The sequence below is a fragment of the Ruegeria arenilitoris genome (assembly GCF_013032445.1).
Taxonomy (GTDB): Bacteria; Pseudomonadota; Alphaproteobacteria; order Rhodobacterales; family Rhodobacteraceae; genus Ruegeria; species Ruegeria arenilitoris_F.
On sequence record NZ_WQCA01000008.1, the window covers coordinates 204,939 to 231,833 of the forward strand.

29 protein-coding genes, 2 tRNA genes and 1 riboswitch are annotated in these 26,895 nt (G+C 59.1%); of the genes, 7 read left to right on the top strand and 24 right to left on the bottom strand.

Annotated elements, in window-relative coordinates; genetic code table 11:
* Entirely contained in the window at nucleotides 1-375 is a 375-nt protein-coding gene (locus tag GOW98_RS13630) for a DUF2237 family protein (protein WP_170332892.1), read from the top strand.
* 42 nt (nucleotides 376-417) lie between these two features.
* Here GOW98_RS13630 and GOW98_RS13635 read toward each other — a convergent pair whose 3' ends face one another.
* The 11 genes from GOW98_RS13635 to GOW98_RS13685 form a co-directional block, all read right to left on the bottom strand.
* Nucleotides 418-1,563 (bottom strand): SPFH domain-containing protein, encoded by a 1,146-nt coding sequence (locus GOW98_RS13635; RefSeq protein WP_170332894.1) that lies wholly within the window; start codon nucleotides 1,561-1,563, stop codon nucleotides 418-420.
* A gap of 397 nt (nucleotides 1,564-1,960) precedes the next feature.
* Nucleotides 1,961-2,035 (bottom strand) — tRNA-Cys (locus GOW98_RS13640).
* Nucleotides 2,033-2,105, bottom strand: a tRNA-OTHER gene (locus GOW98_RS13645). The genes GOW98_RS13640 and GOW98_RS13645 overlap by 3 nt, the downstream gene beginning before the upstream one ends.
* Nucleotides 2,106-2,399: 294 nt before the next feature.
* The gene (gene trpB / locus GOW98_RS13650; RefSeq protein WP_170332896.1) at nucleotides 2,400-3,647 is read right to left on the bottom strand and encodes a tryptophan synthase subunit beta; all 1,248 of its coding nucleotides are present in this window, start codon (nucleotides 3,645-3,647) and stop codon (nucleotides 2,400-2,402) included.
* Between the two features lie 67 nt (nucleotides 3,648-3,714).
* On the bottom strand, nucleotides 3,715-4,050 hold the full coding sequence (locus GOW98_RS13655) for a hypothetical protein (RefSeq protein ID WP_170332898.1): 336 nt from the start codon (nucleotides 4,048-4,050) through the stop codon (nucleotides 3,715-3,717).
* Nucleotides 4,051-4,097: 47 nt separating this feature from the next.
* Nucleotides 4,098-4,742 (bottom strand): phosphoribosylanthranilate isomerase, encoded by a 645-nt coding sequence (locus tag GOW98_RS13660; RefSeq protein ID WP_170332900.1) that lies wholly within the window; start codon nucleotides 4,740-4,742, stop codon nucleotides 4,098-4,100.
* Between the two features lie 9 nt (nucleotides 4,743-4,751).
* Nucleotides 4,752-5,102, bottom strand: a complete 351-nt coding sequence (locus GOW98_RS13665) for a lipopolysaccharide assembly protein LapA domain-containing protein (protein ID WP_170332902.1) — start codon at nucleotides 5,100-5,102, stop codon at nucleotides 4,752-4,754.
* A 6-nt stretch (nucleotides 5,103-5,108) separates the two neighbouring features.
* Nucleotides 5,109-5,393 carry an integration host factor subunit beta gene (gene ihfB, locus GOW98_RS13670; protein WP_037310872.1) on the bottom strand — a complete coding sequence of 95 codons (285 nt, stop codon included), beginning with the start codon at nucleotides 5,391-5,393 and terminating at the stop codon, nucleotides 5,109-5,111.
* A gap of 271 nt (nucleotides 5,394-5,664) precedes the next feature.
* A complete protein-coding gene (gene rpsA / locus GOW98_RS13675; protein WP_039532111.1) occupies nucleotides 5,665-7,341 on the bottom strand; it encodes a 30S ribosomal protein S1 in 1,677 nt (558 codons plus the stop codon).
* A gap of 237 nt (nucleotides 7,342-7,578) precedes the next feature.
* Nucleotides 7,579-7,878, bottom strand: coding sequence for a DUF6525 family protein (locus GOW98_RS13680; protein WP_302479272.1), 300 nt, complete (start codon nucleotides 7,876-7,878; stop codon nucleotides 7,579-7,581).
* Between the two features lie 144 nt (nucleotides 7,879-8,022).
* Nucleotides 8,023-8,538: a hypothetical protein gene (locus GOW98_RS13685; protein WP_170332906.1), complete on the bottom strand. Its 516-nt coding sequence runs from the start codon at nucleotides 8,536-8,538 to the stop codon at nucleotides 8,023-8,025.
* Nucleotides 8,539-8,756: 218 nt separating this feature from the next.
* On the opposite strand from GOW98_RS13685, the gene GOW98_RS13690 reads away from it, so the two are divergent.
* Complete coding sequence (locus GOW98_RS13690; protein ID WP_170332908.1) at nucleotides 8,757-9,236, top strand: YHS domain-containing (seleno)protein; 480 nt, start codon at nucleotides 8,757-8,759, stop codon at nucleotides 9,234-9,236.
* A gap of 18 nt (nucleotides 9,237-9,254) precedes the next feature.
* Here the strand turns inward: GOW98_RS13690 and cmk are convergent, their stop codons facing one another.
* From cmk to miaB, 11 genes are all read right to left on the bottom strand, one after another.
* The gene (gene cmk, locus GOW98_RS13695; protein ID WP_170332911.1) at nucleotides 9,255-9,872 is read right to left on the bottom strand and encodes a (d)CMP kinase; all 618 of its coding nucleotides are present in this window, start codon (nucleotides 9,870-9,872) and stop codon (nucleotides 9,255-9,257) included.
* Nucleotides 9,869-11,215, bottom strand: coding sequence for a 3-phosphoshikimate 1-carboxyvinyltransferase (gene aroA, locus GOW98_RS13700; protein WP_170332913.1), 1,347 nt, complete (start codon nucleotides 11,213-11,215; stop codon nucleotides 9,869-9,871). Before aroA ends, cmk begins: the two co-directional genes overlap by 4 nt.
* A gap of 99 nt (nucleotides 11,216-11,314) precedes the next feature.
* The gene (locus GOW98_RS13705; protein ID WP_170332915.1) at nucleotides 11,315-12,388 is read right to left on the bottom strand and encodes an amidohydrolase family protein; all 1,074 of its coding nucleotides are present in this window, start codon (nucleotides 12,386-12,388) and stop codon (nucleotides 11,315-11,317) included.
* Nucleotides 12,389-12,467: 79 nt separating this feature from the next.
* The gene (trmB, locus tag GOW98_RS13710) at nucleotides 12,468-13,181 is read right to left on the bottom strand and encodes a tRNA (guanine(46)-N(7))-methyltransferase TrmB (protein WP_170332917.1); all 714 of its coding nucleotides are present in this window, start codon (nucleotides 13,179-13,181) and stop codon (nucleotides 12,468-12,470) included.
* Nucleotides 13,182-13,273: 92 nt separating this feature from the next.
* Nucleotides 13,274-14,455 (bottom strand): methionine adenosyltransferase, encoded by a 1,182-nt coding sequence (gene metK / locus GOW98_RS13715; RefSeq protein ID WP_170332919.1) that lies wholly within the window; start codon nucleotides 14,453-14,455, stop codon nucleotides 13,274-13,276.
* Between the two features lie 5 nt (nucleotides 14,456-14,460).
* Nucleotides 14,461-14,509, bottom strand: a riboswitch (SAM-SAH riboswitch).
* A gap of 42 nt (nucleotides 14,510-14,551) precedes the next feature.
* Nucleotides 14,552-16,048: an apolipoprotein N-acyltransferase gene (gene lnt, locus GOW98_RS13720; protein WP_170332921.1), complete on the bottom strand. Its 1,497-nt coding sequence runs from the start codon at nucleotides 16,046-16,048 to the stop codon at nucleotides 14,552-14,554.
* Complete coding sequence (locus GOW98_RS13725) at nucleotides 16,045-16,932, bottom strand: hemolysin family protein (RefSeq protein ID WP_170332923.1); 888 nt, start codon at nucleotides 16,930-16,932, stop codon at nucleotides 16,045-16,047. Before GOW98_RS13725 ends, lnt begins: the two co-directional genes overlap by 4 nt.
* A 35-nt stretch (nucleotides 16,933-16,967) precedes the next feature.
* Nucleotides 16,968-17,462: an rRNA maturation RNase YbeY gene (gene ybeY, locus GOW98_RS13730; RefSeq protein ID WP_170332931.1), complete on the bottom strand. Its 495-nt coding sequence runs from the start codon at nucleotides 17,460-17,462 to the stop codon at nucleotides 16,968-16,970.
* A gap of 33 nt (nucleotides 17,463-17,495) precedes the next feature.
* Complete coding sequence (locus GOW98_RS13735; RefSeq protein WP_170332933.1) at nucleotides 17,496-18,518, bottom strand: PhoH family protein; 1,023 nt, start codon at nucleotides 18,516-18,518, stop codon at nucleotides 17,496-17,498.
* A 134-nt stretch (nucleotides 18,519-18,652) separates the two neighbouring features.
* Nucleotides 18,653-19,306, bottom strand: a complete 654-nt coding sequence (locus tag GOW98_RS13740; RefSeq protein ID WP_367646846.1) for an outer membrane protein — start codon at nucleotides 19,304-19,306, stop codon at nucleotides 18,653-18,655.
* Nucleotides 19,307-19,599: 293 nt separating this feature from the next.
* Nucleotides 19,600-20,919: a tRNA (N6-isopentenyl adenosine(37)-C2)-methylthiotransferase MiaB gene (gene miaB, locus GOW98_RS13745; RefSeq protein WP_170332937.1), complete on the bottom strand. Its 1,320-nt coding sequence runs from the start codon at nucleotides 20,917-20,919 to the stop codon at nucleotides 19,600-19,602.
* Nucleotides 20,920-21,039: 120 nt separating this feature from the next.
* Between miaB and GOW98_RS13750 the strand changes: the two genes are divergently transcribed.
* Nucleotides 21,040-21,903 carry a hypothetical protein gene (locus GOW98_RS13750; protein ID WP_170332939.1) on the top strand — a complete coding sequence of 288 codons (864 nt, stop codon included), beginning with the start codon at nucleotides 21,040-21,042 and terminating at the stop codon, nucleotides 21,901-21,903.
* Between the two features lie 2 nt (nucleotides 21,904-21,905).
* Here the strand turns inward: GOW98_RS13750 and GOW98_RS13755 are convergent, their stop codons facing one another.
* A complete protein-coding gene (locus tag GOW98_RS13755; RefSeq protein WP_170332942.1) occupies nucleotides 21,906-22,703 on the bottom strand; it encodes a phytanoyl-CoA dioxygenase family protein in 798 nt (265 codons plus the stop codon).
* 87 nt (nucleotides 22,704-22,790) lie between these two features.
* Here GOW98_RS13755 and GOW98_RS13760 point away from each other — a divergent pair, with 87 nt between their 5' ends.
* Nucleotides 22,791-23,681, top strand: a complete 891-nt coding sequence (locus tag GOW98_RS13760; protein WP_170332944.1) for a LysR family transcriptional regulator — start codon at nucleotides 22,791-22,793, stop codon at nucleotides 23,679-23,681.
* A 2-nt stretch (nucleotides 23,682-23,683) separates the two neighbouring features.
* Here GOW98_RS13760 and irrA read toward each other — a convergent pair whose 3' ends face one another.
* Nucleotides 23,684-24,100, bottom strand: a complete 417-nt coding sequence (irrA, locus tag GOW98_RS13765) for an iron response transcriptional regulator IrrA (protein ID WP_170332946.1) — start codon at nucleotides 24,098-24,100, stop codon at nucleotides 23,684-23,686.
* A 188-nt stretch (nucleotides 24,101-24,288) separates the two neighbouring features.
* On the opposite strand from irrA, the gene fabA reads away from it, so the two are divergent.
* From fabA to GOW98_RS13780, 3 genes are read left to right on the top strand one after another with little or no spacing between them, the layout of a single operon-like run.
* The gene (gene fabA / locus GOW98_RS13770; RefSeq protein ID WP_170326986.1) at nucleotides 24,289-24,798 is read left to right on the top strand and encodes a bifunctional 3-hydroxydecanoyl-ACP dehydratase/trans-2-decenoyl-ACP isomerase; all 510 of its coding nucleotides are present in this window, start codon (nucleotides 24,289-24,291) and stop codon (nucleotides 24,796-24,798) included.
* A gap of 31 nt (nucleotides 24,799-24,829) precedes the next feature.
* Nucleotides 24,830-26,059: a beta-ketoacyl-ACP synthase I gene (gene fabB, locus GOW98_RS13775; protein ID WP_170332948.1), complete on the top strand. Its 1,230-nt coding sequence runs from the start codon at nucleotides 24,830-24,832 to the stop codon at nucleotides 26,057-26,059.
* Between the two features lie 5 nt (nucleotides 26,060-26,064).
* Complete coding sequence (locus tag GOW98_RS13780; RefSeq protein WP_170332950.1) at nucleotides 26,065-26,856, top strand: enoyl-ACP reductase FabI; 792 nt, start codon at nucleotides 26,065-26,067, stop codon at nucleotides 26,854-26,856.
* Nucleotides 26,857-26,895: the final 39 nt, after the last annotated feature.

Consider the following 26,895-nt stretch of genomic DNA (forward strand, 5'->3'; position numbering starts at 1 on the left):
ATGGAAAAACAGGACAGTATCAATGTGTTGGGCGGTGTGCTCGCCCCGTGTTCCCGCGATCCGCTGACCGGATTTTTTCGGGACGGCGCGTGCAACACCTGCCCCGAGGATCAAGGCAGCCATACAGTTTGCGCTGTGATGACAGCCGAATTTCTGGCTTTTTCGAAATATGTCGGAAACGATCTGAGCACCCCACGCCCCGAGTTCAACTTTCCCGGCCTGAAACCCGGTGACAGCTGGTGCCTGTGCGCCGGGCGCTTTCTGCAGGCCCATGACGAAGGCTGTGCGCCCAAGGTGCATCTTGAGGCCACCCATCAGCGCGCGCTGGACGTGGTGCCGCTGCGCCTGCTGGCCGAACACGCGGCAACGGAATAAACAGGCCGGCCCGGGATACCCCGGACCGGCCCTTATTCGGGATCACTCCCGCAGTTTGACAAGGTCGGACATCAGACCTTCGGTCCCGTTGTGGACCGTCAGCCGCTCGACCTTTCCGGCGATGGTTTCCAGCGCCTCCAGCTCTTTCAGCCGCAGCATCACCGGGTTTTCCGCCATCACCTTGGCGGTGTTCAGCAGGGACCGCGTGGCGTTGGTTTCTTCCCGCCGCCGGATGACGTTGGCCTCGGCCTGTTTCTCGGCGGCGACCACGGCGGTCAGGATCTCGCGCATCTCCCCGGGCAGGATGACGTCTTTCAACGCGATCTCACCCACTTCGATACCGATCCCGGCCATCTGTGCCCGCACCCGATCCGCAGCCTCGGTGTCGACGGTCACTTTCTCGGCCAGCAGCCGGTCCAGTGTCATCGCCCCCAAGGTTTTCCGGAACGCCAGTTGCAGCGCCCGATGCAGAGCCTGATCGAAGTCCTTGACCGTCCCCACCGCCGTGACCGGATCAACGACCCGGTAGTCGGCGCTGAGGTTGACCCGGATGGTCACCCGGTCCTTGGTCAGGATCTCTTGCCCGGTCACCTCATGGGTGCGTTGCCGCAGGTCGATCTGCTTGACCTCGACGTTCCGCCCGACTTTCCAGAAGGCGTGCGCACCGGGGTTCAGTTGATCCACCAGCACTCCGTCCACCGTCAGCAGCCCGGTATGCCCTTCGGCAACCTCGACCTGCGTCAGGTTCAGCCGCAGCCCGGCCCGAACCAGCCGCTGCGCGACTGCTTTGGGAACGGCCATGGTTTCAGTCAGCGCGTGATGCTCGACCTCCCACGGACCTGCTGTTTTCCAGACCAGCGCTCGCGCTTCGGGGTTCAGCACCCGAACAGGTACCCCATCCCGCAGCAGAACCAGAATTTCTTCAGGTCCGGCCCGGAACTCGGTCAGATGCTTGGCGGCCAGTTCAGGCCGGTTCTGCATCAGCGCTCGCTCATAGGGCGACACGAAAAAGAGCTTCTCCAGATCGTGCAGTTCGGTCAGCACATCCTTGCGCGGCAGCCGGTGTTTCCCGGGGCCGAGGATTGCATCGAACACCCCATTGCGCAGGACCAGCATCCGCTGGGTCTCGGTCAGGGTCAGCCGCCGGTGGCCGGTCAGCCGGTCAATCAGATCTTGGAACAGTGTCATATCATTTCTCCTTTTCGTCTCGCTCTATCGTCGTCGCAAATGCGAACTCCTTTTCATGTTTTCAGTGGGTTGCACCCCGAACGGGTGACAGTTGTGAAGCCTTCGGATAAAGGCGGGAAAGATCCGGACATCCCCCGCGCCATGCCCCTGTGCGGGAGGGTCATAGAGAGGGGCGCGGGACCCATGCGCCGTGTGACCCAAGGGTCATACGGGACACCGATCCGGCGGCACCGTCATCTGCCCTCCGGCCCAAGGCCAGAGCAGCGAAGGCCCCTGCCCCGCCCGGCCAAAGCCTGACGTTGCGCGGTGCCGCCCCTGCTGGGGAACACCCGGACCCATATGTTTTGGACCGTTTTCACGGGCCGGCGTGGAAGGCCAGTGCTGACTGAACAGCTATGTCAAATGGCGGGAATCGAACCCGCTACCCTTCGATTTGCAGTCGATTGCTCTAACCAGAATGAGCTACATTTGGTGCTTTTGAAGGAATCGAACCTTCGCCTGCAGAGTTGAGTCTGCCGCTCTATCCACCTGAGCTACAAAGCGCACCAATCCCCGGTTTCGGCCCTGGCATACGGTTTCGGCAGCGCCGTCCGCACCGGGAGAGTGATCACCTCTGCCCGCTAGGGTCCGGCCCGTTGTGACCGGTAACGGCGGGTTTAGGCGAAGGCGCTGGATTCGCTCAATAATTTCTTGCGCCCCAAAAAAGAACCTGTGGCGAGCACGCAACAAAATTACCCAGTTGCGCAATATTCGAAAAGGCGGCACGCCAAAAACAAATCGGCGCACCCGTCAAAGGCACGCCGCTCTTTTCTGAAATTTCAAAATTTACCGCTTGGTCAATCGGCCGTTCGGCCTTCGGTATCCGACATGTCGAAGTTCAGATATTTGGCCACGGTCTGAACGTCTTTGTCGCCGCGTCCGCACATGTTCATGCAGATCAGGTGGTCTTTGGGCAGTTCGGGCGCGATTTTCATCACATGGGCCAGCGCATGGGAGGGCTCCAGCGCCGGGATGATGCCTTCGGTCGCGCAGCACAGCTGGAACGCCTCAAGCGCTTCTTTGTCAGTGATCGAGACATAGTTGGCGCGGCCAATGTCGTGCAGCCAGGAATGCTCAGGCCCGATACCTGGATAATCCAGACCGGCCGAGATCGAATAACCTTCGAGAATCTGGCCGTCATCGTCCTGCAGCAAGTAGGTGCGGTTTCCATGCAGTACGCCCGGACGACCACCCGTCAGCGAGGCACAATGCTCCATCTTTTCGTTCACGCCCTTACCACCAGCCTCAACGCCGATGATGTTAACGTCTTTGTCGTCGAGGAACGGGTAGAACAGGCCCATTGCGTTCGAGCCACCACCAATGGCCGCAATAAGCGTATCCGGCAGGCGGCCTTCGGCCTTCATCATCTGCTCTTTGGCTTCCTTGCCGATTATCGACTGGAAGTCACGCACCATTGCTGGATAGGGGTGCGGACCGGCAACGGTACCGATGCAGTAGAACGTGTCGCGCACGTTGGTCACCCAATCGCGCAGCGCGTCGTTCATCGCGTCTTTCAGCGTGCCACGGCCCGAGGTCACCGGGATCACTTCGGCCCCTAGCAGGCGCATACGGAACACGTTCGGCGCCTGACGCTGCACATCATGCGCGCCCATATAAACCACGCATTTCAGGCCGAACTTGGCGCAGACGGTGGCGGTGGCCACGCCGTGCTGACCGGCACCGGTTTCAGCAATGATCCGGGTCTTGCCCATGCGACGCGCCAGAATGATCTGACCCAGCACGTTGTTGATCTTGTGCGCGCCGGTGTGATTCAGCTCATCGCGCTTCAGGTAGATCTTGGCACCGCCCAGATGCTCGGTCAGGCGCTCCGCGTAATACAGCGGCGAGGGGCGACCCACATAGTTCGCCCACAGATCGTCCATCTCGGCCCAGAAGGTGGGATCGTCCTTGGCCTTTTCATATTCTTCTTCCAGCGACAGGATCAGGGGCATCAGCGTTTCGCTAACAAACCGCCCGCCGAAGATGCCAAAGCGGCCCTGTTCGTCGGGACCGGACATGAAGGAATTGAAAAGATCGTTGGCCATGGGTGTCTCCATCGTCGTACGCGACGTTCATAGGAGGTAGCGGCGGGATTTGCCATGGCAAAACGTATCATTCCGCCGCCTGAACGCGCTGTGCCCAAACCTGTAACGCCTGATCTCTGCTGGGCACTGCAATACAGGGAAAGTGATGAAACTCGTTCACCTCGGCCAGACGCGTGGCCGCCTGCACGACGCGGCGGTGCGGTCCGGAATGGGCAAAGGTCAGCATCGCCTCGGCGTCGTGCCAGACACTCAGCGAGAAATAGAGCCCCTGATGCGGGAAGACCTCTACTTTCACGCACAGCGGGTCACCCCGCGCCTGCAGCATTGCCTGACGGGCACGCCAGAAAAACTCCGGCCCATAGTACCACCGTTTCAATGAAACTCCGCCAATCGCTGCCAGCATTGCCGCGTCCTCCCCTATCGGAGGTACGCAGGCACCCGGTGTTCAGATCACCGGGCGGCGTCAATAAAGGCGCGGATCAGGACTGCGTCCTTCACGCCGGGCGCGCTTTCCACACCCGAAGACACATCGACCTGACGCGCGCCGGTCATGCGCATGGCTTCGGCCACATTGTCAGGCGTCAGCCCTCCGGCCAGCATCCACGGACGGCGCCAGTACTTGCGTCCCGCCAGCAGACGCCAGTCAAAAGCCAGCCCGTTTCCGCCCGGCAGCTTGGCGTTGCGCGGCGGTTTGGCGTCGATCAGAAGTTGGTCTGCGACCTCGGAGTACTGGTCGATTGCCGCAAGATCCTCGGCCTCGGCCACGCCGATGGCTTTCATCACGGGCAGACCAAACCGTTCGCGAACCTTGGCCACGCGATCCGGGCTTTCCTTTCCGTGCAGCTGCAACATGTCCAGCGGCACGCTGGCTACAATACGGTCCAGTTCCTCATCCGACGCGTTGACGGTTAGCGCGACCTTGGCGATCCCGGCAGGCACCAGATGTGCCAGTTCGGCAGCGGTCTCAATTTCCAGATGCCGCGGCGATTTCGGAAAGAACACAAACCCGACGTAGCGCGCGCCAGCCTCAGTAGCCACGCGCACGTGATCAGGGGCGGTCAGACCGCAGATTTTAACACTTGTATCTTGGGGCATTGGTTTGCCTCAGCTGGCCTCGTCCAGCAGGGCCAGAACTTCGTCCTGACCTTCGTTCTGCTTTTTCTTGAGCTTTTTGACTTCGCGCTCAAGCTTGCGCACTTCGCTTTTCTTGGCGGACGCATCCCGGCGGTGCTTGTGCTCGCGCAGCCATTCCCAGAGGAAACCGATGATCAGGCCCGCAACCACACCACCCAACACCACCACGAACAGTGGCAGCGACGTGCTGAAGTTAAAGCCCACAACCTCGGCAAAAGGCTCCGGCATCAGCGACAGTTCAACCGTCTCACGATTGGCAAGCGAAACGGAAATAAGCACGATCCCGAGGATCGCCAGAAAAGCATATCGAAGGTAACGCATCATAGCTTAGGCTTTACCGTTCAATCGATCCCTAAGCAACTTGCCAGTTTTGAAAAACGGCACACATTTTTCTTCGACTTGAACGGTCTCACCGGTGCGAGGATTGCGACCCACCCGCGCGTCACGCTGTTTCACCGAAAACGCACCGAAACCGCGTAACTCCACACGATCACCTCGTGCCATGGCATCCGTCACTTCTTCGAACACTGTATTCACGATCCGCTCGACGTCGCGTTGGTACAGATGCGGGTTCTCGTCGGCAATTTTCTGAATCAGTTCTGAACGGATCATGAGCGCTACCCTCCCAGGCGACCGGTTAACCATCTCTATTGTTCTGAACAGTATAGGAAAAAAGTCGGATCGGGGGAACGTAAACTCTTTGTGCAAAGCCTTAATTTTGCTGCTAAACCGCGCGATTTTTTGCTTGTTCACGCGAATTCCGCGCGTAAAGCGCAAACCACACCCGGAATAAGCCCGAAAATCGGAACATATTGATTCGCAACAAAAACGGCCCCGCGCGTCTGCGCGAGGCCGTAAATTCGGCTAAGGCTGAGGCCCGGGCTTAGTCGCCCGACTTCAGCGCTGCACCCAGGATATCGCCCAGCGATGCGCCCGAGTCGGAGGAACCGTACTGTTCCACGGCCTCTTTCTCTTCGGCGATTTCGCGTGCCTTGATCGACAGGCCCAGGCGGCGGGTCTTGCTGTCGACGTTGGTGACGCGGACGTCGACCTTGTCACCGACCGAGAAACGCTCGGGGCGCTGCTCAGCACGGTCACGCGACAGGTCCGAACGACGGATGAAGGACTTCATGCCTTCGTACTCGACCTCGATGCCGCCATCTTCGATCGCGGTCACTTCGACGGTGATAACAGAACCACGTTTCACGCCGCCCACGGCTTCGGCGAACTTGTCACCGCCCAGGGCTTTGATCGACAGCGAGATACGCTCTTTCTCAACGTCAACTTCCGAGACAACAGCCGAAACCATATCGCCTTTGCGGTAGTTCTGGATCGCGTCCTCGCCACGCTCGTCCCAGGACAGGTCCGACAGGTGAACCATGCCGTCGATGTCGCCTTCGAGGCCAATGAACAGACCGAATTCGGTGATGTTCTTGACTTCGCCTTCGACTTCGGTGCCCTCGGGGTGCGTTTCTGCAAACACTTCCCACGGGTTGCGCTGAGTCTGCTTCAGGCCCAGAGACACGCGACGTTTGGCGCCGTCGATTTCCAGAACCATGACGTCGACTTCCTGGCTGGTCGAAACGATCTTGCCGGGGTGGACGTTTTTCTTGGTCCAGGACATCTCGGACACGTGCACCAGACCTTCGACACCGGCTTCCAGTTCGACGAACGCGCCGTAGTCGGTGATGTTGGTGACGCGACCCTGATGAACCGAGCCAAGCGGGTATTTCGCAGCAACCAGATCCCACGGATCTTCCTGCAGCTGCTTCATGCCAAGGCTGATGCGGTGGGTTTCTTTGTTGATCTTGATGACCTGAACCTTGATGGTTTCGCCGATCGTCAGGATCTCGGACGGGTGGTTCACACGGCGCCATGCCATGTCGGTGACGTGCAGCAGGCCGTCTACGCCGCCCAGGTCAACAAATGCACCGTATTCGGTGATGTTTTTGACAACACCCTCGACGGTTTGACCTTCGGACAGGTTGCCGATGACTTCGGCACGCTGTTCGGCACGCGATTCTTCCAGGATTGCGCGACGCGACACAACGATGTTGCCACGGCGGCGGTCCATTTTCAGAATCTGGAACGGCTGCTTCAGACCCATCAGCGGGCCAGCGTCGCGCACGGGGCGAACGTCAACCTGCGAGCCGGGCAGGAACGCAACTGCGCCACCCAGATCGACGGTGAAGCCACCTTTGACGCGGCCAAAGATTGCACCTTCGACGCGCTGGTCGTCGGCATATGCTTTTTCCAGACGGTCCCATGCCTCTTCACGGCGGGCCATCTCGCGCGAGATGACGGCTTCGCCACGGGCGTTTTCTGCGGCACGCAGGTAAACTTCGACCTCGTCGCCTACAGCGATTTCAGGGGCTTCGCCGGGATTTGCGAATTCTTTCAGATCAACGCGGCCTTCCATTTTGTAGCCTACGTCGATGATGGCTTGGCCGGCTTCGATCGCCAGAACCTTGCCTTTGACAACAGAACCCTCTTCGGGTGTGTCCATTTCGAAGCTTTCATTCAGGAGGGCTTCGAATTCCTCCATGGATGCGTTAGCCATGTGGCGTTGTTTTCCTTTACAGTACGTTTTTGCTGGCCGAGCGGTTGTCTCCGCCGGTCTTGTTTCGTGATGCCTGATCGCGTGATCCGGGGCGCATCTGATTACACAAACACAAAGGGCCGAGGTGACCCGGCCCTGCTCAGATACGTCATCCAGACGTTAACCGCCCTTGTTCAGACAGCGCGCGTATAGGCGGATTCCCCATGATGTGCAAGCAGAAAGCCAATTTTCGCGCTGTCAGGCAGAATTCTCGCCCGCCCGCGCCGCCAAAGGATGCGCGTCCCATATTTTCGCATCCCGACGCAACATAGCCTGCTCGACTTCTTCCAGCCGGCCCAGTGCAGCCGAAGGGTCAGCGCCACCACCCGCGCCCCGCCAAATCCGAAAGGCCGAGTCAGGACTCCAGGGCAGGCATGCGTTTGCCAACCATTGCCGCAATTGCGGGGGCAGCGCGTCATAAGCTTGCATGGATGGCCTCTGACGTCTGCGGCGCTTGAGGCCGCTACGTAGGTTTCTGCCCGTACGGCGCTTTGCCATCAGGCCCACCACATCCAGACAAACTGGGTTGAAATGTTGGAAAGCAGAAAGTGGGGCATACGATCCTCTAAGTGAGATGTTATTACATCTACTTCAAATGGATCGCAACGCGATTTTGCCCCTAGGATTGAAGCTTAAGGCAGCTTAGATTTCCTCGCCCTTCTTCAACAACTCTTCGATCAGTTCCCGCTGAAGATTGCCACTGTCGCCCCCGCCGAATTGCTGCGCCCCACCGGAATAGAGCGAGCCATAGGTTTTGGCGATGTTCACCGTCTGCGCCAACCCCGAGATCAGTTGGTCCTTTTCCAGCGGTGACAACGGATGAATAAACGCCGCCCACAGCATCCCATTGGCAATCGCATAGCGCGCGTCCAAGGCGCTGTCGAAATTGGCTTGCATCATGCGCTGCATGTCGTCGGCAGTTAGTCCTTCGGCGCTGCGGATCGGAACCATCGCGCGCATCCGGTCGGCATTGCTGTCGGTGATGACCAGCACCGGAACGTCTGACACTGTCAACTGGAATCCCGGCCCACGCGGCTGTGCCTCGGGGTCGAGCGCGAAGATGATCTTGCCCAGACGTTCATAGTCCATTGGCGGCTCGGCTTCCTGAGCGGCCAGGCTTCCGGCCAGAAAAATCAGCGTTAGGGCTAGTCGGATCATCGCATCTCTCCTGCAGGCTATGCCCCAACCATAGGGGCCGCCTGACAGGCTGACCAAACAAAGCTTGGTGAAGAGCTTACTCCGTCCGACCGCAAGTTTGAACGATCTGCAAGGTTTGATGGGCTTGCTGCGATAGCCCGTTCAGAACTGCCCCTCTACCTATGTTTCAGCGGTTGGCCAGCCGGTTAACCGAAACTTGAAAAGGAAAGGAAATTCCAATGAAGTCTCTGGTTCTGACCACCCTCATCGCCGCTCTGCCGCTGGTCGCGGCCCCGGCCTTTGCCGCAGACGAAATCAACGTCTCTAACGGTATCTCGGCCGCAGGAGCGCCGCTGGCCGCGCATGGTGTCGATCTGGTCGCGCTGGTGAATGACGGCAACCCCGTCGAGGGCTTTGCCACCCATTCCGCCACCTATGACGGCGCGTCCTACTACTTTACCAACGCCGCAAACCGAGAAGCGTTCGAGGCCAACCCCGCCGCCTATCTGCCGCAGCATGGCGGGTTCTGTTCGTTCGGCGTATCCGTGGGCAAGAAGTTCGATGGCGACCCGGATCAGTATCTGGTCGCGGATGGCAAGCTGTACCTGTTCCTAAACGCTGAAACCCGTGCAGCCTTCCTGAAGGACGTAGGAGCCACGGCAAAAACCGCTGACGATCAGTGGGCGAATATCAAAAGCGTCGCCGTCGGCGAGTTGTAATCGCGAAAGCCCGCGGCGTTATGGCGTCGCGGTTTTTTTCTGTTCGATGAAGGCCACGGCCTGAGACAATGCCGCCTCGATACTCAGTTCAGAGGTGTCCAGAAGAACGGCATCGTCAGCGGGTTTCATCGGGGCGGTACTGCGTTGGGCATCCCGCGCATCACGTTCGCGCACATCGGCCAGCACGTGTTCGCGGGTGACGTCCGAGCCTTTGGCGCTCAGTTCCAGAAAACGTCTTTCGGCCCGCACCTCAGCGCTTGCGGTGACGAACAGCTTCACCTCAGCTTCGGGGCAGATCACTGTCCCAATATCGCGTCCGTCCAAGACTGCACCCCCGGCACGTCGGGCAAAAGCGCGCTGGAAATCGACCAACGCCGCGCGGACCTCGGGGATCACCGCCACTTTCGACGCCGCCTGTGCAATCTCGGCTGTGCGCAGATCACCCTGTTCCAGCTCCTCAGCGGTCAACGCCTGCGCCGCCTCGACAGGATCGCTGCCGTCCAGCGTCCGACGTCCAACCGCGCGGTAGAGCAATCCGGTATCCAGATGCGCGAACCCGAAATGCGCAGCTACGCCTTTCGAGATCGTGCCCTTGCCCGCCGCCGCGGGACCGTCAATGGCGACCGTAAAGCTCACGTGCGTTCGACCTTGGCACCCAAAGACGCCATCAGCGGTTCGAAAATCGGGAACGAGGTTGCGATCGGGCCGCCGTCATCCACGGAAACCGCAGTCTTCGCGCCCATCCCCATCACCATGAACGACATGGCGATACGGTGGTCCAGAAAGCTCTCGCAGGTGCCGCCGCCGGGGACGTTACCGATGCCCAGCCCGTCGACCGACCACCATTCCTCGCCCTCTTCAACGGTCACGCCGTTGGCGCGCAGCCCGCGTGCCATCGCGTCGATCCGGTCGCTTTCCTTGACGCGCAGCTCTTTAACGCCGCCCATCATCGTCGTACCCGTGGCATTCGCCGCGACCACGGACAGAACGGGATATTCGTCGATCATCGAGGCCGCCCGCTCCGGTGGCACATTGATGCCCTTCATATTGGGAGAGTATTTCGCGCGCAGATCGGCAACTGGCTCGCCACCCTCTTCGCGTTCATTTTCATAGGTCAGATCGGCCCCCATTTCACGCAACGTGGTAAACAGACCCGCGCGGGTCGGGTTCAGGCCGATACCCGGCACCAGAACGTCCGAGCCGGGCGTGATCAGCGCCGCACAGACCGGAAAGGCCGCGCTGGACGGATCGCGCGGTACGGCAATGACCTGCGGTTTCAGCTCGGGGCGCCCGGTCAGAGTGATCACCCGGCCCTCATCCTTGTCTTCAACGGTGATTTCAGCACCGAAACCGGCCAGCATTCGTTCCGAATGGTCGCGGGTGGCCTCTTTCTCGATCACCACAGTCTTGCCGGGTGCGTTCAATCCGGCCAGCAGAACGGCGGATTTCACCTGCGCAGACGGCACTGGAACTTCATAGCGGACCGGAACGGGTTCCGCCGCGCCCACGATGGTCATCGGCAAGCGCCCACCGGAACGGCCCACGGATTGCGTGCCAAACAGCTCCAGCGGATCGGTCACCCGCGCCATCGGGCGTTTGTTCAGGCTCGCGTCGCCGGTGAATGTCGCCGTGATAGGGCAGGTCGCCATCGCGCCCATGATCAGCCGCACCCCAGTGCCCGAGTTGCCGCAATCGATCACCTGATCGGGCTCGGCAAAGCCACCGACGCCAACACCATGCACGGTCCATTCACCGCCGCCGTGATCCGTCACCTCGGCGCCAAAGGCGCGCATCGCCTTGGCGGTATCCAGAACGTCTTCACCTTCAAGCAGGCCCGAGATTTTGGTCTCCCCTACCGCCATAGCACCCAGAATCAGCGACCGGTGCGAGATCGATTTGTCACCGGGCACCTCTGCCGTGCCGGTCAGCGGGCCGCAGGGATGCGAGGTCATCGGGATGGGCGTGCCGTGTCCGGACATGGGGGCTCCTGTTTTCGCTATCAGTGCCCAAGCCGATTAGCGAATTGGCGCCGGTTGGTCCAGCCGCAATGACGCGCCGCTTGGGTGCGAAAGCGTCTATCAGGCCTCACCCAGCCATTTCGCGGGGTTTTCTTCTGCAATCTGCCTGAAAATCTCTTCCCCCAGTACATTCCGCAACCGGATACAGACCGCCTTTTCCGACAGCGCCTCCAGCCGGGTCATGTAGTAATCCGACCCGAACAGAACCCGGGACCTGAGCCTTTCGCTTTCGTCATCATCGCCGGTCAGGAACATCCTCAGAAACGGGGCGTATTCCTCGAACTGAAACAGCGTGTAGGAAATGTCGGTCCACAGACCCGGATAATCTCCGCTGCCGATCATGCGCCGAATCGCGACCTGCCAGTTTCGGCCAAAAGCGTCGTCCAGAGGATCCTCAAGGTCGGGATTGATGTAAGCATCCCAATCACGCTGCCCACCAAAATGCGCCAGGCAAATCCGAAGTTTTGGATGCGCACGCATAACCGGAATAAAGGCCTCTGGCTCCGTGTATCGATCTGCCCAATGGTCTGAAAGATATCGCCCCTGTACGCCACCGCGCGAGCAATGCGACATTACGGGCAGGTTCTTTTCCTCCAACCGGGGGTACACTTTCTGCATCAGGACCGGATCGTCAGGCGCAAACCCCAATCGCGGATAGAGTTTGAGGCCACGGAACTTCAAACCGTCAATTGCGCGCCAAAGTTCCTGCGCCTGAGGATCGGAACGCGGGTCAATCGTTGCAAACGGGATCACTGACCGACCAACCTCTGGATCACCGGACAGCTTTGCCAACTCGTCATGCTGCGCGCTCAGTGGGACCTCTGGCGCACCAAACCCAAACGCCGACATTTCCATTGGTAGCGCTACGAACCGGGTATTGTTCGGATAGTGTCGTCTGAGGTTGTCCAAAATGTCGCGTTGGCTGGCCTCGTCCGCTTCCTTCTGAAAGCGGTACAGTCGAGCCAGTTTTTCAGAGACAGATTGTTGGCCGATCAGGTGTGCGCCAAATGACAAAGCCTTTATCAGCCACGGCATCTTCCTGAACGGTTTGAGCGCCGGGTACGGGTAAGCCGCCGGCACGTGACGCGAATGGAACAAGTGCGTGTGACAGTTCGTGATCCGAATATCAGACATGGCAATCCTGGAAAAACGCTAAGCTAAGAAACACACTCAGCCTAGCACAGCGTTCAGGATTACAGAAATTTGAAACGGATCAGACCCCGGTCCGCCGGAAGGTCAAATAATGCGGCGTCCGCCCTTCGCGCAGGGCCTTTTGTTCATAGCGGGTGGAAATCCAATCCTCCCAAGGCTCGCGCCAATCAATTGGGCGCTCGGCCAGCCATTCGAAGCCGGCACGCGGCACCTCTTCCAACGTTTGGCGAACATAGTCGGGGATGTCAGTGGCCACGCGGAAGATCGAGCCGGGTTTCAGCGCCCGTGCCAGAGGCTCCAGATGTTCCTGTGTCACAAAGCGGCGGCGATGGTGCCGGGTTTTGGGCCAGGGATCAGGATACAGCAGGAACGCGCGCGAGATACTGGCTTCGGGCAGCACGTCAAACAGATCGCGTGCATCACCGGGATAGACAGCAAGGTTCTCGACCCCCGCCTGACGTATCTTGCCCAACAGCATGGCAACACCGTTGATATAGGGCTCGGCGCCGATGATCCCGATATCAGGGTTACTGGCGGCTTGATGGACCAGATGCTCACCGCCGCCAAAGCCGACCTCCAGCCAGACCTCCTTGCCTCCGAACAGCGCCTTCAGGTCCAAAGGATGGCGTTCTGGGTTGGCCTCCCAATCGACAGCGCCCGGCGACAGGGCGTCGAGGTCTTCGTTCAGATACGTCTTTTGGCTGGGCTTGAGGGTCTTGCCCTTGAAGCGACCATAGAAGTTTCTGCGGGGGCGTTGTGGTGTCTGGGTGCTCATGGCGGTGCCCATACTGCGCGGGTCGCCACGTTGCAACCCCGGCGCAGAACCGAAAAGCGCGCCAACCTCGGCGCGCTTTCCTTGGTTTCAGATCAAACCGCCGCTTTCAGGGCGTCGGCCAGATCGGTGCGTTCCCAACTGAAGCCGCCATCGGCATTCGGCTCGCGACCGAAATGACCATAGGCTGCAGTGCGCTGATAGATCGGTTTGTTCAACTCCAGATGCTGACGAATGCCGCGCGGTGTCAGGTCCATCACCTGACCGACGGCTTTCTCGATCACCGCGTCCGCAATCTGACCCGTACCGTGCGTGTCCGCATAAATCGACAGAGGTTTGGACACACCGATCGCATAGCTCAACTGAATGGTGCAGCGCTCGGCCATACCCGCAGCGACCACATTCTTGGCCAGATAGCGCGCGGCATATGCGGCTGAACGGTCCACCTTGGTCGGGTCTTTGCCCGAAAACGCGCCACCGCCGTGCGGCGCGGCACCGCCGTAGGTATCGACAATGATCTTGCGCCCTGTCAGACCCGCATCGCCATCCGGTCCGCCAATCACGAACTTGCCGGTGGGGTTTACGTGCCATTCAGTTTCTGCGGTCAGCCAGCCCTCGGGCAAGGTTTCGGTGATGTAGGGTTCGACGATGGCGCGGATGTCCTTCGAGGTCAGCGTCTCCTCCAGATGCTGGGTCGACAGCACGATTGAGCTAACACCGACCGGCTTGCCGTCTCTGTACACGACCGACAATTGCGACTTTGCGTCCGGCCCCAATGCGGGCTCGGTCCCGTTCTTGCGCACCTCAGCCAAACGACGCAGAATCGCGTGCGAATACTGGATCGGAGCCGGCATCAAAGCGGGCGTTTCGGTCGTTGCATAACCGAACATGATACCCTGATCGCCTGCACCCTCGTCCTTGTCTTCCGACGCGTCCACACCCTGCGCGATATGGGCGGACTGTTCGTGCAACAGGTTCGTCACCTCGACGGTCTCATGGTGAAACTTGTCCTGCTCGTATCCGATATCCTTGATACAGGCCCGCGCGATTTCGTCGATTCGACCCATATAATCGTGCAGCTTTTCCTGATCAGAAAGACCTACCTCTCCACCAATCACCACACGGTCGGTCGTGGCAAAGGTTTCGCACGCCACGCGCGCTTCGGGTTCTTCGTTAAGAAAAGCGTCAAGTACGGCATCGGATATCCGGTCGCAAACCTTGTCCGGGTGCCCTTCGGAAACGGATTCCGAAGTAAAAACATAGTTCTGTCGGGACATAAAAGTGCTCCATTAAGATTTCCCCATCACGCCAGGAAGCCGTTGTGACAGGCATGCGAGTGGATACGCCCACAGCAACACGGGGTCAATCGGTAATTAAACCCGTTCCCGTCGAGCGTTGCGCCAAAGCAGCGCATACAGTACCGCCAGCAGTGCGAAGACCGGAATATCCCCGATCCGGGCAAATAATGTCCGGGGCAGCGATGCCGGTAATTTTGCGTCCACAAAGCCCGCCTGCCCCAAAGCCAGTGAGACAGTGACGCGCCCCAACGGATCTATCATCGCCGACACCCCGGTGTTGGCCGAACGCATCATAGGCAGGCCCTGCTCAATCGCGCGCATCTGCGCCTGTGCCAGATGCTGGTACGGTCCGGACCGCGTGCCGAACCAGGCGTCATTGGTGATTTGCAGCAGGAAATCAGCGCGGGCAGGCGCGGCCAAAACATCCTGCGTGAAAACCGCCTCATAGCAGATCAACGGCAGGGCCTTACCCAGCTTTCCCGCGTCCATCAGTACAGCGCCCGGTCCCGAACTGAACCCGTGACCAGCGGTGGTGGCCATCCCGTGGATGCCGAACCTTGCCATCAGGTTTCCGAACGGCACGTATTCTCCGAACGGTGCAAGATGGTGCTTGTCATACAGGCCCTGCTGCTGGCCCTGCTCATCCAGATAGATCATCGAGTTGTAGATGCGCGGCCCATCACCCCGTTGAATCCCCAGAAACACAGGCACGCCCTGCGCTGCATCGGTAACGGCAGTCAAATACGGCTGCGCGCTGCCCAGCCAAGCGGGGATTGAGGTTTCCGGCCAAACGATCAGATCTGGCCGGGGGTGTGCGGCAGTGAACTCGATCTGGCGCGCAAAGAACAAGGGCGCATAATCCGGGTCCCATTTCTGATGCTGTGGCGCGTTAGGCTGGATCAGGCGCACGATGTGGTCGGTTTCTATGACAGGCGGGCGCGTTACAGCATAGCCCAGCGCCAAACAGGCCGCGCCAACCGTCAGTCCCAGTGGCAGTGCGAACCCGCTACGTTGCGCCAGCGCCGCGCCTAGTGGCAAGGTTGCCAGCAGAGTCACCGCCCCCAGACCATACGGCCCGAACAGGGACAGAAGTTGCACCACCGGCGTGTCGACCCAGACCTGCGCCAGACCAGCCCAGGGGAACCCCGTCAACACATAGCCTCGGGCGCATTCCGCCAGAGACACTGCGACTGCAAGAAAAACCGCCTGCCCGACAGGGTGTCCACCCGGTCGTTTCGCAGCCCAAAAAGCCAGCGCCCAAAACAGAGCCAACCCACCTGCCATGAAGATCAGGGCAAAGGGCGCCATCCAGGCGTGGCGCTCGGCGTCTACGAAAAACGGCTCGACAATCCAACTGAGACCGTGGGCAAAGTAACCGGTGGCAAAGGCCCAGCCCAACCACGCGGCCCGACCACGTGTCTCAATCGAAAGAAACAAAGGGGCTAACAGCACCAGTGCAACCAGAGTGGCTACCCAAATACCAAACGGCGCAAGACCAAACGCTGCCAGCGAACCCAACAGGGCCGACAGGACGAACCTTAACCAAAACGGCCAGCCCCGCGATGGGTTCATGCAGCAAGATCCGGCAGCATGACACGCAACCGCTTGATCCGGCGCGGGTCAGCGTCGATCACCTCGAATTCGGGGCCTTCGGGATGCAGAACGACCTCGCCCCGTGCGGGTACGCGACCCGACAGCATGAAGACCAGACCGCCCAGAGTATCAATCTCTTCCTCGTCCACGTCCTCGTGACTGGTCAGCGAGCGCCCGATCTCAGCCTCGAACTCTTCTAGCGGCACCCGGGCCTGAACGATGTAGCAACCGGGCTTTTCCTGTACCCAAAGCTGGTCCTCGTCAGCGTCGTGTTCGTCGGCAATCTCACCGACCACCTGTTCGATCAGATCCTCGATGGTCAGCAAGCCATCAACACCGCCATATTCATCGATAACCAGCGCCATGTGGCGGCGTTCTGTCTGCATTTTCGTCAGCAGCACACCTATCGGCATCGAGGGCGGCACAAACAACAATGTCCGCAGCATAGACACTAGATCAAACTCGGTGCTGCCGCCGTTAAATCCATGGGTCAGCGCGAAATCCTTGAGGTGCACGAACCCCAAGGGCGTGTCCAGCGTGCCCTCATACACCGGTATCCGGGACAACCCGCTGTCGCGAAACAGTTGTGCCAGCTCATCTTTGGAAATCGTTGAAGGGACTGCGATGATCTCGGCCGTTGGAATGGCCACATCCTCGACCCGCATCCGCCGCAGGTTGATCATACCACGCGGCTGCGCCTTGTCGGCCTCGTGCCCATTGGCTACGTGGACTTCATCCTCGTCCGGTGGCGAGAACGCATCCACTATTCGAGAAAACAATCCGGGTTTCTCTTTGACATTGTCACCGCCGTTCTTTGGTTGCGCGCTCTGCGCCGCCATAGAACTGCCGTCTGTATCGCCCATAATCCTGTTCCAATTAATCGGCCGTATAGGCCTGTCTACGCGTTATATGGGTCATCAAGACCCAGTTTGCCAAGTATATCGACCTCGACGGCTTCCATCAAATCCGCGTCTTCATCACGGATGTGATCGTATCCCAATAAATGCAAAGTTCCGTGAATGATCAGGTGCGTGACGTGATCATCCATGGGCTTGCCCGCCTCGTCCGCCTCGCGCGCGCAGGTGTCATAGGAAATCGCAATATCCCCCAGCGCGATTTCACCTGTGAAGTCTTGTTCGGGCTGCAGCGGCGACTGGCCCGGTTGGTCAGCAGCCAAATCCTCGGCTGGCCAACTGAGCACATTGGTTGGAGTGGGCTTTTCCCGAAACTCGGCATTCAGATCGGCGATCCGGGTGTCGTCACAGGCCAGCAGGCTGATTTCACACAGATCAGCGTCCAGATCGCAATGATCCAATACCGCCTGTATGGCCCGCGTGGCCAAGGGCTCCAGCCGCTGCCAGCGCGTGTCTTCGATCGTTATTTCAAGGTTCATGTCACCGTGCCCAAAGCCCACGGCCCTGGACGATTACCCCGTCTCACGGCCTGAGTCGGCCTCATACGCTTCGATAATGGCGGCGACAAGCGGGTGGCGGACCACGTCTTTCGAGGTGAAATAGTTGAAGCTGATATTCGGGATCGTCTTCAGCAACCGTTCGGCATCCGCAAGCCCCGACTGAACCCCACGTGGCAGGTCCACCTGCGACCGGTCTCCGGTAATGACCATGCGGCTGCCCTCACCCAAACGTGTCAGGAACATCTTCATCTGCATGGTGGTAGCGTTCTGCGCCTCGTCCAGCACAACAAACGCGTTGGCCAGCGTCCGACCGCGCATGAACGCCAGCGGAGCGATTTCGATTCGTTTTTCTTCGATCAACTTGGCTAACTGCTTGCCGGGCAGAAAATCGTTCAGCGCGTCATAGAGCGGTTGCATGTAAGGATCGACCTTGTCCTTCATGTCGCCCGGTAGATAGCCCAGCTTTTCACCAGCCTCGACGGCGGGACGGCTGAGAATGATCCGGTCCACATGCCCTCCGATGAACATCGACACGCCGACAGCCACCGCCAGATAGGTTTTGCCGGTGCCCGCAGGGCCGATTCCAAAGGCCAGTTCGTTGTTGAACAGGGATTGGACATAGGCCTTTTGTGCATCTGTGCGTGGCTCAACCAGTTTTTTGCGGGTTTTGATTTCAACCGTGCCACCCTTGAACATCTCAAGCTGGTCGCCGTCGCGGCTGCCGGTTCCTGTCTCGGAACTGCCCATCCGTAGCTCGCGGTCCACGTCCGCAGCCTCTACATCGCGACCGCCCTCAAGACGGGTATAAAGCGCCTGCAGCACCTCAATGGCCTGTTTTTGCGAGTCTTCGTCGCCCATGACAACCAACTGATTGCCGCGTCGCACGATCTGCACAGACAGCTTGTGTTCGATTTCGGTCAGGTTGCGGTCATACTCGCCGCACAAATCAATCAACAACCGATTGTCAGGGAATTCAACAAACGCCTCGCTCTGGGGCATGTCATCTTGCGGTGGGGTAAGGGCACCGATGGCCAATCCGTTCTCCTGTCTTGGCGTTTCACCCTGAGCGTAGACAACAAATCTCGGTAGGCGCAAGCCACAGATTCAAATTTTCACCAATGGATGGTAAAACCGCCGACGCGGGACACAGATCGGCAAGACCCGCGCCATCAGAATGTATAGTTCAATCCAAATCTCAGGCCACGGTAACGAGGTGTGGATTTCGTCGAAAATCCGTTGTCAAACTCAACGGTACGTGAATCGAACTGCACGTATTCATACTCGCCTGTGATCGACCAGTTTTCATTCAGCTTGTGCTCCGCCCCAATACTGGCCGAGTACCCGCCGCGCGTATCACTTTCTTCAAAGCGTTGTGGGACGGGCCCAAGGGCCAAACTGCTGGTGGTTTCAACGTCACCTTGCACATACCCGACTGAAACAAAATAAAGGACGGATCCGCTTTTGTTGGTCAGACCATTACGTAACCGTATCGAGAGAACGTCCGAGACCTTCGAACCTCCGGTGGCCGTGATGCCGCCAATCTCGGTTGAGACCAAATCATCAATCGTTCCAGTATCATAACCCAGTTCGACCCCATAGACATAGTCACGCCCGCCCGCGGCCGGAAGAACACCACGCCAGCCACCTCGAATACCGAAATACCCTCCGCGCAGGTCCAATTCACCAACTTGGAATGTTCCCGCCGGGGTCCGCAGACCGAATCGATCCGACCCGTTTGAGGCATGACCGCCACTGAGGCCCAAATAGAAAGCGCTTACGTCACTACCAAGGCGCTTGGAACTGACAACCGGGGGATCAGTCACGCCCTGTTCGAGATTGCCCGCAACCGTTGCGTTAGAACAAAGTGAAAGGACCAAAACCGCAGTTAAAGCAACTCGGCTATTTGATCCAAAGCAACGTGTTAGAAAAAGCACTCGAAACCTCCATCGTCCCAGCCCGCGATTCGGGTCAGCACATACTTGGGCCTTAAGGGACGCGTAAACTTAGCGCCCAAAAAACCTGAGCTTTCTCGGACCATAGTTACCAGTGATAAATCAAGGGTTAAAAACGGAAACAAATGCTGACTATGGTTTTCAAACAGCACTTGCCCACAGGATCAAACCAGCGCCCCTGCTAACGAATTGGCCCCAGAGTCGGTGATCAAAACTTCTCGCAAGTCACCCACATCGACATTTGCATCAGACACATGAACCGAATGCAAATACTCAGACTTTCCAACCATTTGCCCCGGCAAACGACCAGTTTTCTCAAACAGAACGCGGACCTTGCGGCCAACCATCGAGTCCTGAATTTCCCGTTGATGCCAGGTGATCATTTCCTGCAGGCGCTGTAGGCGGTCATCCGCCGCCGCAGGATCGACCTGAGGTCGTTCGGCCGCTGGGGTCCCGGGGCGTGTCGAGTATTTGAAGGAATAGGCATAGCCGTATTTAACCTCTTCGACCAAATCCAGCGTGGCCTGAAAATCCTCTTCGGTTTCTTCAGGGAAGCCGACGATAAAGTCACCGGACATAACAATATCTGGGCGTGCGGCACGAATACGCTCGATCAGACGAAGGTAGCTCTCAGCCGTGTGGCTGCGGTTCATGCGCTTGAGGATGCGGTCTGATCCCGACTGTACCGGCAGGTGTAGATAGGGCATCAGCTTTTCGCAGGTTCCATGCGCCTCGATCAGATCCTCCGCCATGTCATTGGGGTGCGAGGTGGTAAAGCGGATACGCTCCAGCCCGTCGACCTTGTTCAACTCCCAGATCAGACCGGCCAGCGTCATGTCTCCGTTTGGACCCGTGCCATGATAGGCGTTGACGTTCTGACCCAGCAGAGTGATCTCGCGCACGCCGCGTTCGACCAGATCATGCGCCTCACGAATGATGCGATCCGCCGGGCGGCTGACCTCGGCACCGCGGGTATAAGGCACCACGCAGAAGGCGCAGAACTTGTCGCAGCCTTCCTGCACGGTCAGAAACGCCGTCGGGCCACGCTTGGCCTTGGGGCGGTTCTTCAGCTTTTCGAACTTGTCCTCCTCGGGGAAATCCGTGTCCAGCGCCTTGGCACCGGTGCGGGTCTTGGCCTCCATCTCGGGCAGGCGGTGATAGCTTTGCGGCCCAACCACCAGATCGACCAGCGGCTGACGGCGCATGATTTCCTCGCCCTCGGCCTGCGCCACGCAACCCGCCACACCGATCTTCAGATCAGGCTTTTCCGCTTTCAGCCCCTTGAACCGGCCCAACTCGGAATAGACTTTTTCGGCGGCCTTTTCCCGGATGTGGCAAGTGTTCAACAGAATCATATCCGCATCATCGGGGCTTTGGGTTTCCACATAGCCCTGCCCGCCCAGCGTCTCGGACATGCGCTCGCTGTCATAGACGTTCATCTGGCAACCATAGGTTTTGATGTACAGCTTTTTGGGTTCTGACATGGATATGGCCTTTGCGTTCGCGGGATCGGCGTCATCTATACCTTACGAACGCCGCTTGCAATGCCGGGGCGGATACCCGATTTTGGCCGAAGATTCCAGCAAAGTGGAACCGGACAGGCAATGCAATACGACTCACTCGACGTTTTCCTGAATTCAGGCAAATCGGCGCTGGCCAAAGGCCCGGTCGCCCTGATCTTTGCCGAGGACATGGTCGAGATCGACAGCACCATCCGGCACCATCTGCATCTGGGGTTCAAATCCGTGATCGCCTTCATGCCGCAGGATTTCGCGTTGGACCCCGAGCTGTCCGAGCGCATCCACCGCGTCGCCCTGACCTGTGTACCCAGCGCCGTTGTCTTCGACACCATCAACAGAATCATCCACGCCGCCCCCGGCATCTGGATGTATTACTGCTACAACGCCGAATACCTGTTCTTTCCGTTTTGCGAGACCCGAACGGTGGGCGAATTGCTGGCCTTTCACGCCGAAGAACGCCGCGACGCGATGCTGAGCCATGTGATCGACCTCTATGCCGACGACCTGAACGCTTATCCGAACGGAGTCGCACCGGACCGCGCGATGCTGGACAGCACCGGCTATTATGCCCATACCCGCCACAACGCCGAAGGCCACCCGGTCGAGCGGCAGTTGGACATGTCCGGTGGCCTGCGCTGGCGGTTCGAGGATCACATTCCATACGAGCGCCGCGGCATTGACCGGATCGCCCTTTTCAAATCCCGCAAGGGTCTGGAGCTGCGTCTCGATCACACCTTCAACGAGCCGGAATACAACACCTATTCCTGCCCATGGCACCACAATATGACGGCCGCCGTCTGCTCATTCCGCGCCGCAAAGGCGTTGAAAAGCAATGCCGGGTCTACCTTCGACATCCCCAGCTTTTGCTGGCACAACTCGGTGCCGTTCCAGTGGACGTCCGGTCAATTACTCGATCTGGGGCTGATCGAATCGGGCCAGTGGTTCTGAGCCTAGCGCTGCAGCAGAATCGGGAACCAATCCTCGCGCAGGCGCTGGCCGGGGGTCATTTCATGGCCCGGAAACGGCGGTGAGGTCCGGCCCGGACGTTCCACATAGCGCGCATCATCTCCAACCAGACGCAGCGAAAACGCCCGGCGGCGGCTGTCGGATTGGTTGCCACGCGCACCGTGCAGCGTTCGGTAGTTGAAGGCCACCGCGTCACCCGGCTCCATCTCGAATTCCACGACCTTCATCCCTTCGGCATCAGGGTCCGGGACGGGGATGTACTGGCCTTCGTCGGGGAAAAACCCCTCTTCCGAGACCCAGCGGGTCGGCAAAACCTCTTTCTCCCACCGGTGCGAGCCCGCCACACAACGCAGCGTTGCCTGTTTCACCTGGTCTAGTGGGGACCAGAAGCTGATGGTTTGCTGCCCTTCGACAAAGTAGTACGGCCCGTCCTGATGCCATGGCGTCGCCATTGAGGTGCCCGGCTCCTTGACCAAAACGTGGTCGTGGAACATCTGCACGGTCTGCGATTTCATCAGATCCGCCGCAACCTCAGCCGCCGGAGAGGTTTCGATCGCCTCACGAAACTGATCAATCCGCGACCAGTTGCAGTAATCGTCAAAAAACAGGCCGGTCTCGCCCTGTTTCTTGTTGTCCGACGCATAAGGCCCGGGGTCGGCCATGTTCGCGGCGACGCCGTCGCGCAGAGCCTCGACGTGATCGGCAAACAGCCCTTTGATCAGGACAACACCGTCCTGTTGGTAGGTGTCGATCATCTCTTGCGTGACCAGAGGGTGCGTCATGTCTGTCTCCGTGCCTTTGGGTGCTGTGATCTGCACATGGGGATGCCCTCTGTTCAAGTCATATCTTTCAAAGATACACTTAACTTCATGTTATATATTTCACTGCGCCAATATGAATATGTCTGCGCCATCGGACGGCATGGCAGCCTGTCCGCCGCCGCGCAGCACCTGAACGTTTCGCAACCAGCACTGTCCAACGCACTAACCCGGGTCGAAGAACAACTGGGCTATCCCCTGTTTGCCCGCAGGCGCGGTGCGGCAATGGCTCTTACCCCACAGGGCCGCAGTTTCATCGAAGAAGCCGAGGCCTTGCTGGCCAGCGCCGCCCGGCTGGAAAACGCCACCGATACCGGCACGGGCAAGGCCCGGTTACGGCTGGGGTGTTTCGTCGATCTGGCTCCGTTTCTGCTGGCCCGTGCGCTGCGGCAATTGCGCGCCGAGATGCCGGATGTGGTGGTATCCTACAGGGTGGACAGTTTCGAAGGGTTGATTTCCGGCCTGATCGACGGGCGGATCGACCTCGCGCTGACCTACGGGCTGAGCATGGACGCGACGTTCACCCGGCACACGCTGTACACCAGCTCTCCGCGCGCGCTTTTTTCGCCGGATCACCCTTTGGCCTCGAATAGCCAGGTTTCCATGCGCGACCTAGCCACCCATCCGTTGATCCTGTCCGAAGAAGGCCTATCCGCACAACACGTGTTAGGGCTGTTTCGGCAGATCGGAGAAAGCCCGAAAGTGGCCCACCGCGCGGCCTCGCTGGAAATTCAACGCAGCCTCGCGGCCCACAATGAGGGCGTTGCGATCAGCTATGCCAACCCACCTGCCGAGGTCAGCTATGACGGGATGCCCCTGCTAAGCCTGCCGATTTCAGACCCGTTTGCAGCCGAACCCGTGGTACTGGCCCGACATGGCACAGGCCCCACCGATGCGCATACGTCGCTCGCCGAGCGGGCACTGACAGGACTGGTGACGTGAGGTTATTTCTTCCGCAGACGGATCACGACGTCGACCGAGGCGATCTCGACCCCGTCGGGGGCCTCGGGCAGGCGCTGAATCACCAGCTGATCTGAAGGCGCGTCGCTCAGGCGGGTTTCATCTTCCCAGTAGAAATGGGGGTGATCATGGGTATTGGTATCGAAATAGCTTTTTGAACCGTCCACCGTGATTTCCTGCAAAACACCGGCTTCGCAAAACGCACGCAGCGTGTTGTAGACTGTTGCAAGAGAAACGGCATCGCCGTTCTTCTTAGCCGATTCAAACAAGCTTTCCGCCGTGACATGGCGATGACGGCCGTCGCCAACCAGCAGCTCGGCCAAAGCCATACGCTGACGCGTCGGGCGCAATCCCGCATCGACCAACCAATTTGTGGCTCTGCTCTGGCTTTGAGGTGTCATGAATCCGATACCCGTTTGTTGCTGACTTATATATAAGTGCTCATGTCAGGTAATTTCAAATGAAATTCATTCGCAAAGATTGCCCTGAACACAACATGATGTGGGCGACCGCTCTTGCAGGACCTTGCATACGGGTGCTAGGTGAGGCCAGATTATAGAAACGGACCCCTGGCAGGAGAGGCGGCAGAATGGCCCAATTCCCGAGCAGCTTTGACAAGGACGATCTGCTGAAATGCGCCCGAGGCGAATTATTCGGCCCCGGCAATGCGCAGTTGCCTGCTCCGCCAATGCTGATGATGGACCGGATCACCGATATCTCGGCTGATGGCGGCGCGCATGGAAAAGGTCACGTTCTGGCCGAGTTCGATATCACCCCGGACTTGTGGTTCTTTGACTGCCATTTCCCCGGCAACCCGATCATGCCGGGCTGTCTTGGGCTGGATGGTCTGTGGCAGTTGACCGGGTTCAATCTGGGCTGGCGCGGCTGGCAGGGCCGCGGCATGGCCGTGGGCGTGGGTGAGGTCAAGCTGACTGGCATGGTACGCCCGGACCGCAAGATGTTGACCTATAAAATCGATTTCAAAAAGGCGATCCAGACCCGCCGCCTGACCATGGGTGTGGCGGATGGTATCGTCGAAGCGGACGGCGAAATGATTTACGACGTCAAAGACATGAAAGTCGTTCTGTCCGAAGCCTAAGCCGGACCGGCCTGAAATAAGGAGCACGCACATGCGTCGAGTAGTTGTCACCGGTCTGGGGGTTGTTTCCTCCATCGGGAACAATGCCGAAGAGGTTCTGGCCTCGCTGAAGGCCGGCAAGTCCGGCATTGAGGCCAATGAGCAGATGGTTGAACACGGCTTTCGCAGCCAGATCGCCGGATCGCTGAAGATTGACGTGTCCGAGCATGTGGACAAGCGCACCCTGCGCTTCATGGGCCCCGGTGCGGCCTATGCCCATATCGCGATGAGCCAGGCGATCGCCGATGCCGGCTTGACTGAAGAGCAGGTGGTGAACCCGCGCACCGGTCTGGTTGCCGGGTCCGGTGGCCCTTCGACCAGTGCGATGCTGACCGCACATCAGACCGTGCTGAAAACCGGTGCGACTAAGCGGATTGGTCCGTTTGCGGTGCCCAAATGCATGTGCTCGACGATTTCCGCGAACCTTGCAACCGCGTTCAAGATCAAAGGCATCAACTACTCGATCACCTCGGCTTGCTCGACATCGTTGCATTGCATCGGCAACGCGGCAGAACAGATCATGCTGGGCAAGCAGGACGTTATGTTTGCTGGCGGCGGCGAGGAATTGGATTGGACCCTGTCTTGCCTGTTCGACGCGATGGGTGCGATGTCTTCGAAATACAATGACGCACCCGAGAAAGCCTCGCGGGCGTTCGATCAGGATCGCGACGGCTTCGTAATTTCGGGCGGTGGCGGCATCGTCGTGCTTGAGGATCTGGACCACGCGCTGGCGCGCGGCGCCAAGATTTACGCCGAAGTCACCGGCTATGCCGCCACTTCGGACGGTCACGACATGGTGGCCCCCTCGGGCGAAGGCGGCGAGCGCGCGATGCGTCTGGCGCTGGGCACCCTGCCCGAAGGCCGCAAAGTCGATTATATCAACGCTCACGGCACCTCGACCCCGGTTGGCGATGTGGGCGAGGTCGAAGCCGTCCGCCGCATCTTTGGCGAAGGCAACGTGCCGCCGATTTCATCGACCAAGTCGATGACCGGCCACGCGCAGGGCGCTGCTGGCGCGCTAGAAGCCATATTCTGTCTGCTCATGCTGGACAATGACTTTATTACTCCGTCGATCAACGTCGACACGCTTGCCGAAGGCATCCTGCCCGGTGAAATTGCAACTCAAGTAGTTGAAAACGCTGGTCTGGACAGTGTCATGACCAATAGCTTCGGCTTTGGCGGCACTAACGGGTCCATGGTTCTGTCAAAATATAACGGGTGAAAATGATGTCGGATCTTCTCAAGGGCAAACGCGGCCTGATAATGGGCGTGGCCAACGACCGCTCGATTGCTTGGGGCATTGCCAAAGCCATGCACGAGGCCGGCGCGGAACTGGCATTCACCTATCAAGGTGAAGCTTTCGGCAAACGGCTGGAACCCCTGGCCCAGAGCCTTGGCAGCGATTTCATGGTGGATGCGGATGTCACCGACGACGAGTCGCTGGACCACGCGTTTAGCGAATTGGGCGAACGCTGGCCGACGATTGATTTCGTGGTCCATGCGATTGCCTATTCGGACAAGTCAGAACTGACCGGCCGGTTCCTGAACACCACTCGGGCGAACTTCAAACACTCGATGGACGTGTCGGCCTATTCCTTTATCGAGGTTGCACGCCGCGCCTATCCGCTGATGAAAGACAATGGCGGCTCGCTGCTGACTCTGACCTATCAGGGCTCGAATCGGGTTGTGCCGAACTACAACGTAATGGGCGTAGCAAAAGCAGCGCTGGAGTCGGCAACGCGCTATCTGGCCAACGACCTTGGCCCCGAAGGCATTCGCGTCAACGCCATCTCACCCGGCCCGATGAAGACGCTGGCGGGCGCGGCCATTGGTGGCGCACGCAAGACTTACAAGTTCTGCGATCAGAACGCGCCAATGCGTTCGAACGCAACTCTTGAGGCCGTTGGTGGCACCGCCGTTTATCTTGCATCCGAAGCCGGTGCCTGCACCTCGGGCGAGATCATCAAAGTCGACGGTGGCTTCCACGTTCTGGGTATGCCGCAGCCAGATCACATGTGACCCGATCTTTCCCTGCCCGCGCCAAGATTTAACCATCTT